The sequence below is a fragment of the Streptomyces sp. NPDC054770 genome, from assembly GCF_053611985.1.
Genome location: NZ_JBSHBL010000108.1, coordinates 22,221 through 29,645 on the forward strand (window position 1 = coordinate 22,221; position 7,425 = coordinate 29,645).

A 7,425-nucleotide genomic window follows, 5' to 3' on the forward strand; every position below is an offset into this window, starting at 1 on the left:
CGCAGGAACATCACACTGGCCGGCATTCGCTAGGAGGCAGACCATGTCAGGACCCCGCCCCGTACGAGCACCGCGCGGTACGGAACTGAGCGCCCTGGGATGGCAGCAGGAAGCCGCCCTGCGGATGCTGCAGAACAACCTGGACCCCGAGGTCGCCGAGCACCCCGACAAGCTCGTCGTCTACGGCGGCACCGGCAAGGCCGCCCGCGACTGGCGCTCCTTCGACGCCATGGTCCGCACCCTGCGCACCCTCAAGCAGGACGAGACCATGCTGGTCCAGTCCGGCCGCCCGGTCGGCGTGATGCAGACCCACGAGTGGGCCCCGCGTGTCCTCATCGCCAACTCCAACCTCGTCGGCGACTGGGCCAACTGGGAGGAGTTCCGCCGCCTGGAGGCCCTCGGCCTGACCATGTACGGCCAGATGACCGCCGGCTCCTGGATCTACATCGGCACCCAGGGCATCCTCCAGGGCACCTACGAGACCTTCGCCGCCGTCGCCGCGAAGAAGTTCAACGGCACCCTCGCCGGGACCATCACCCTCACCGCCGGCCTCGGCGGCATGGGCGGCGCCCAGCCGCTCGCCGTCACCATGAACGACGGCGTCGCGATCTGCATCGACTGCGACCCGCGCGCCATCGAGCGCCGCATCGAGCACCGCTACCTGGACGTGAAGGCCGACAGCCTGGACCACGCCCTCCAGCTGGCGACCGAGGCCCGCGACGCCCGCCGCCCGCTGTCCATCGGCGTCCTCGGCAACGCGGCCGACCTGGTGCCCCAGCTGCTCGCGATGAACGCCCCCATCGACATCGTCACCGACCAGACCTCGGCACACGACCCGCTGGCGTACCTGCCGGTCGGGGTGGCCTTCGAGGACATGGCCGACGCCGCCGCCAAGGACCCGGCCGGCTTCACCACGCGGGCCCGCGAGTCCATGGCCCGGCACGTCGAGGCCATGGTCGGCTTCATGGACGCCGGCGCCGAGGTCTTCGACTACGGCAACTCCATCCGCGGCGAGGCGCAACTGGCCGGATACGACCGGGCGTTCGCCTTCCCGGGCTTCGTCCCCGCCTACATCCGCCCGCTCTTCTCCGAGGGCAAGGGCCCCTTCCGCTGGGCCGCCCTGTCCGGCGAGGCCTCCGACATCGCCAAGACCGACAAGGCGATCCTCGACCTCTTCCCGGAGAACGAGTCCCTGCACCGCTGGATCAAGCTGGCCGGCGAGCGGGTCCACTTCCAGGGCCTGCCCGCCCGCATCTGCTGGCTCGGCTACGGCGAGCGGGACAAGGCCGGCGAGCGGTTCAACGACATGGTGGCGAGCGGCGAGCTGGCCGCACCGCTGGCCATCGGCCGCGACCACCTCGACTGCGGCTCCGTGGCCTCTCCGTACCGTGAGACGGAGGCCATGCTGGACGGCTCCGACGCGATCGCCGACTGGCCGCTGCTGAACGCGATGGTCAACGTGGCCTCGGGGGCGTCCTGGGTCTCCATCCACCACGGCGGCGGGGTCGGCATGGGCCGGTCCATCCACGCCGGGCAGGTGACCGTGGCCGACGGCACGAAGCTCGCCGGCGAGAAGATCCGCCGGGTGCTGACGAACGACCCCGGCATGGGCGTCATCCGCCACGTCGACGCGGGCTACGACATCGCGGAGTCGGTCGCCGACGAGCGGGGCGTCCGGGTGCCGATGCGCGAGGGTGGCGACGCGTGAATGCCCGTGAGGGGGGACCCGGCGGCAGCGCTCCGGTGGGGGCTGAGCTCTCGTCGCCGTCTGCCGCTTCGGCTGTGCCCACCCGTTCCGCCCTGCGGAACGACTGCCCACAGCCTGTACGGAGCGAGGGCCCACAGCCTGTACGGAGCGAGGGCCCACAGCCTGTACGGGGTGAGAGCCCACAGGCTGGACGGGGTGAGGGCCCACAGCCTGGTCGGGGCGAGGGCCCACAGGCTGTGCAGCCTGTGCGGGGCGAGGGCTCGCAGCCGGTACGGAGTGCGGGCTCCTTTCACGCCATGTGGCGGGAGCTGCTGCCCGTCGGGCGGCATGCCGAGTCCCGCGGGTACCGGCGGTTCGCCTGGAGCGGGGCCGATGCCGAGTGCCGGGACTGGTTCAGGGAGCAGGCCGAGGGGCGCGGGCTGGGCTACGAGGTCGACCGGAACGGGAACCAGTGGGCCTGGCTCGGGGATCCGGATGCCGGGAACGCCGTCGTCACCGGGTCGCACCTGGACTCGGTGCCGGACGGCGGCGCCTTCGACGGGCCCCTCGGTGTCGTGTCCTCCTTCGCCGCGCTCGACGAACTCCGGGGGAAGGGCGTCGAGTTCAGCCGGCCCCTCGCCATCGTCAACTTCGGTGACGAGGAGGGCGCCCGGTTCGGGCTCGCCTGTGTCGGGTCCCGGCTGACCTCGGGGCACCTGACCGTCGAGCAGGCCCACCGGCTCACCGACGGGGACGGGATCACGCTCCCGCAGGCCATGGAAGCCGCCGGTTACGACCCCGACGCCATCGGTCCCGACCCCGAGCGGCTCGCGCGCATCGGCGCCTTCGTCGAACTGCACGTCGAACAGGGCCGGGCGCTGGACCTGTCCGGGGACCGGATCGGCATCGCCAGTGCCATCTGGCCGCACGGACGCTGGCGGTTCGACTTCCGCGGCGAGGCCAACCACGCCGGCACCACCCGGTTGGTGGACCGGCGCGACCCCATGCTGTCGTACGCCGAGACCGTGCTCGCCGCCCGCCGCGAGGCCGAACTCGCCGGTGCCGTCGCCACCTTCGGCAAGATCGCCGTCGAGCCGAACGGCGTCAACGCCATCCCCTCCCTGGTGCGCGGCTGGCTCGACTCCCGCGCCGCCGACCAGGCCACCCTCGACACCGTCGTCGGCGGCATCGAGAAGGCGGCCCGGGAGTACGCGCAGGCGCACGGCATCGACCTCGACGTGGTCCGCGAGTCCTTCACCCCGGTCGTCGAGTTCGACCACGCCCTGCGGGACGAACTCGGGCGCATTCTCGGCCGGGACACCGGTCTCACCGTGCCCGTCCTGGGTACCGGTGCCGGACACGACGCCGGGATCCTCTCGGGGAGCATCCCGACCGCCATGCTGTTCGTGCGCAACCCCACCGGTGTCTCGCACTCCCCGGCCGAGTTCGCGGCCGAGGACGACTGCGTGGCCGGGGTGAGCGCGCTCGCCGACGTACTGGAAGGGCTGGCCCGCGGGTGACGACACGGACGACGTACTGGTTGGAGTACGCCTGGCTGGACACGCACGTCGAGCCGGGCGTCGCCGTGGAGGTGGCCGACGGGCGGATCACGGCGGTGCGCACCGAGGTGCCCGCGCCGCCGCCCGGGGCCGAGGTGCTGCGCGGCCTCACCCTCCCCGGCCTGGCGAACACCCACTCGCACGCCTTCCACCGCGCCCTGCGCGGCACCGTCCAGGTCGGCTCCGGGACCTTCTGGACCTGGCGCGAGCTGATGTACTCCTTCGCCGACGGCCTGACCCCGGACACCTACCACGCGCTCGCCCGCGCGGTGTACGCCGAGATGGCGCTGGCCGGCGTCTCCTGTGTCGGTGAGTTCCACTACGTCCACCACGCCCCCGGCGGCACCCCGTACGCCGACCCCAACGCCATGGGCGAGGCGCTGATCGCGGCGGCCGCCGACGCCGGGATCCGGATCACCCTCCTCGACACCGCCTACCTGTCCAGCGGCTTCGGCGAGCCGCCCAACGCCCACCAGCTGCGCTTCTCCGACGGCAGCGCGGAGGCCTGGGCCGAACGCTGTTCAGTTCTCAAGGAACGGGATCACGCACGGATCGGGGCGGCGATCCACTCGGTACGGGCCGTGCCCGCCGGGCAGCTGGCGACCGTGGCCGGCTGGGCCGAGCGGCGGCGGGCCCCGCTGCATGTGCACCTGTCCGAGCAGACGGCGGAGAACGACGCCTGCCAGGCCGCCCACGGCCGCACCCCCACCCGGCTGCTCGCCGACCACGGCGTCCTCGGACCGCGCACCACGGGTGTCCACAACACCCACCTCACCGACGAGGACATCGCCCTGCTCGGCGGCTCCGGCACCGGCACCTGCATGTGCCCGACCACCGAGCGGGACCTGGCCGACGGCATCGGACCGGCCGTCGCCCTGCAGCGCGCGGGCTCGCCGCTCTCCCTCGGCTCCGACAGCCACGCCGTCATCGACCTGCTCGAAGAGGCACGCGCGATGGAGCTGAACGAGCGGCTGCGCACCCGCGCCCGGGGCCACTGGACGGCCGCCGCCCTGCTGCGCGCCGCCTCCGCCGACGGCCACGCCGCCCTCGGCTGGGACGACGCCGGCACCATCGAGACCGGCATGCTCGCCGACCTGACGACGATCGCGCTGGACTCCGTCAGAACCGCGGGGCCGGTACCGCGGCTCGGCGCCGAGACGGCCGTATTCGCCGCGACGGCGGCCGACGTACGGCACACGGTCGTCGCGGGCCGTCATGTCGTACGGGACGGCGCGCACACCCTCGTACCCGATGTGCCCCAGGCCCTCGCGCGGGCCGTCGAAGCCCTTCGCGCCTGACGACCACCCACGAGGACACCATGAGCAGCAGCACCGTCATCACCAACATCGCCGCGCTGGTCACCAACGACCCCTCCCTCGGTGACAACTCCCCTCTCGGTCTGGTCCAGGACGCCGCCGTCGTCATCGAGGGCGACCGCGTCGCGTGGACCGGTGAATCCAGCAAAGCACCCGCCACTGACAATCGGGTCGACGCGGGCGGCCGGGCGGTGCTGCCGGGCTTCGTGGACTCCCACTCCCACCTGGTCTTCGCGGGCGACCGCACCCAGGAGTTCAACGCCCGCATGTCCGGCCGGTCCTACACCGCGGGCGGCATCCGCACCACGGTGGCGGCGACCCGGGCGGCCACGGACGCGGAGCTGGAGTCGAACCTCACGCACCACCTCGCGGAGGCCCTCCGCCAGGGAACCACCACCTTCGAGACGAAGTCCGGCTACGGCCTGACGGTCGCCGACGAGGCGCGGGCACTGCGCATCGCCGCCGCCCACACCGACGAGGTCACCTACCTCGGCGCCCACATCGTCTCCCCGGACTACGCGGACGACCCGGCGGCCTACGTCTCCCTGGTCACCGGCGAGATGCTGGACGCCTGCGCCCCGCACGCCCGCTGGATCGACGTCTTCTGCGAGAAGGGCGCCTTCGACGGCGACCAGGCCCGCGCGATCCTCACGGCGGGCAGGGCGAAGGGCCTGCACCCCCGCATCCACGCCAACCAGCTCTCCTACGGTCCCGGCGTGCAGCTCGCCGTCGAGCTCGACGCGGCCAGCGCCGACCACTGCACCCACCTCACGGACGCCGACGTGGACGCCCTGGCGAGCGGCCGGACCGTCGCCACCCTCCTGCCCGGCGCCGAGTTCTCCACCCGCGCCGAATGGCCCGACGCCCGCCGTCTCCTCGACGCCGGCGTGACGGTCGCCCTCTCCACCGACTGCAACCCGGGCTCGTCCTTCACCTCCTCCGTCCCGTTCTGCATCGCCCTGGCCGTCCGGGACATGCGCATGACCCCCGACGAGGCGGTCTGGTCGGCCACGGCAGGCGGCGCGGCGGCGCTGAGAAGGGACGACATCGGCCGCCTGACCCCGGGTGCCCGTGCCGACCTGCTCCTTCTCGACGCCCCGAGCCACGTCCACCTGGCCTACCGCCCCGGCGTGCCGCTGGTCAGCGGGGTGTGGCGGCGGGGCGAACGGGTGGTCTGAGCGGCCGGCGTCCCCTCGAAGGCGCCGAGTGCGCCGCTAGGCCCGTCCGACCAGTTCCGCCGCGCGTTCCGCGATGCCGTAGACGGTGGCGTTGGTGTTGGCGGAGACGACCGAGGGCATGACCGATGCGTCGGCCACCCGGAGTCCGGCGATGCCCCGGACCCGCAGTTCGGTGTCGACGACGGCCATGTCGTCGGTGCCGATCCGGCACGTGCCGGAGTAGTGGAAGTAGCACATGAGGCTCCGGCGCAGGTAGTCCCGGGCGGCCTCGCCGTCGACGACGCCCGGCCCGGGGAGGGCCTCCTGGCCGCGCCAGGGTGCCAGCGCGTCCGCCTGCCCGATCTCCCGGGCCATCCGCAGACCGGCGAGCATCGCGGCGACGTCGCGCTCGTCGGCGAAGTAGTCCGGGTCGACCAGGGGCGGTGTGTCCGCGTCCGGGCCGGCGAGGCGGACGGTGCCGCGGCTCTGCGGGTTCATCAGGGAGAAGGCGATCGTGTAACCCTCGTCGGGGCCGGTCAGCGAGGGGGCGCACAGGGGGCCGCTGAGGAAGATGACCTGGATGTCGGGCAGGTCCAGCGAGGGGTCCGTGCGGAGCAGTCCCAGGGCTTCCCCGGGCGGGTTGCCGGGTATGACGGGGACGGTCCGCCCGGCGGTGTAGGTGAGGGTGGACATCGGGTGGTCCTGGAGGTTGGCTCCCACCCCCGGCAGATCCAGCACGGGCGTCACTCCGGCCTCGCGCAGATGCGCCTGCGGGCCGATGCCGGACAGCATCAGCAACTGCGGCGATCCGATCGCACCCGCGCAGAGGACGACCTCCCGGCCGCACCCCACCGAGACCGGCCGGTCTCCGTCGGTGTACTCGACCCCGGTGCAGCGGCCGTCGGTGATCTGCAGGCGCCGCACCAGGACACCGGAGACCACGTCCAGGTTGGGCCGGTCGAGGTACGGCCGGAGGTAGGCGTCGGCCGCGCTCTGGCGAACACCGCCGACGATGTTGTTGTCGGGCCGGCCGAAGCCGATCTCCAGACCGGCGCTGACGTCCGTGACCCTGCGGTGTCCTGCCTCCACGGCTGCTTCGATGCATGCCGTGATCAGCGGACTGGGTTCGGCGAGGGGTTCCAGCGTCAGCGGACCGCCCGTCCCGCGGACGGCGCCGTCGCGTCCCGGGGCGTTCTCGCTCCTCTTGAAGAACGGCAGCAGGTCGTCGTAACCCCAGCCCTTGGCGCCCTGCTCGGGCCAGCGGTCGTAGCTGGAGCGGTGGCCCCTGAGGAAGTTCATCCCGTTGATGCTGGAGGAGCCGCCCAGCCCCCGGCCCCGGGGCAGGGGGATCGCCGTGCCGGTGAAGCCCTGCTCGGTGCTGAGGCCGCCCCAGTCGGCGCTGCTGCCTATCAGCGCGGGCCACGCGGCCGGTACCGACATCAGGTCCAGCGGCCGTTCCGCCCCGGCTTCGAGAAGCAGGACGCTGACCGCGGGATCCTCGGACAGTCGTGATGCGAGAACGCTTCCCGCCGTGCCGGCGCCGACGATGACGAAGTCGTAGTCCCTCGAAGAGCTCATGATCGTGTCTTCCGCGGAGGCGATGGGGTGCCGCCGATTCTGTCAGTGAAAAGCTTGTTGACGCAAGCAAGTAGTCGGTTCTTCAACCGCCTCTGCGGCGGGGCCCGCAGCGCGGATCAGCGCTGCGG

The 7,425-nt window shown here is 72.7% G+C and carries 5 protein-coding genes; 4 read left to right on the top strand and 1 reads right to left on the bottom strand.

All coding sequences use genetic code 11. The annotated features are described in order from the left end of the window. Positions 1-43 precede the first annotated feature (43 nt). The 4 genes from hutU to hutI all read left to right on the top strand — a co-directional run bounded on the left by hutU (position 44) and on the right by hutI (position 5,740). The gene (gene hutU, locus ACWGKQ_RS47170) at positions 44-1,708 is read left to right on the top strand and encodes a urocanate hydratase (protein ID WP_453298279.1); all 1,665 of its coding nucleotides are present in this window, start codon (positions 44-46) and stop codon (positions 1,706-1,708) included. 296 nt (positions 1,709-2,004) lie between these two features. Next, the gene (locus ACWGKQ_RS47175) at positions 2,005-3,207 is read left to right on the top strand and encodes an allantoate amidohydrolase (RefSeq protein WP_453298280.1); all 1,203 of its coding nucleotides are present in this window, start codon (positions 2,005-2,007) and stop codon (positions 3,205-3,207) included. Then, a complete protein-coding gene (locus ACWGKQ_RS47180) occupies positions 3,204-4,544 on the top strand; it encodes a formimidoylglutamate deiminase (protein ID WP_453298281.1) in 1,341 nt (446 codons plus the stop codon). The genes ACWGKQ_RS47175 and ACWGKQ_RS47180 overlap by 4 nt, the downstream gene beginning before the upstream one ends. 20 nt (positions 4,545-4,564) lie before the next feature. Next, complete coding sequence (gene hutI / locus ACWGKQ_RS47185; protein ID WP_453298282.1) at positions 4,565-5,740, top strand: imidazolonepropionase; 1,176 nt, start codon at positions 4,565-4,567, stop codon at positions 5,738-5,740. 36 nt (positions 5,741-5,776) lie between these two features. Here the strand turns inward: hutI and ACWGKQ_RS47190 are convergent, their stop codons facing one another. Next, positions 5,777-7,297 carry a GMC family oxidoreductase gene (locus ACWGKQ_RS47190; RefSeq protein WP_453298283.1) on the bottom strand — a complete coding sequence of 507 codons (1,521 nt, stop codon included), beginning with the start codon at positions 7,295-7,297 and terminating at the stop codon, positions 5,777-5,779. Between the last annotated feature and the right edge of the window lie 128 nt (positions 7,298-7,425).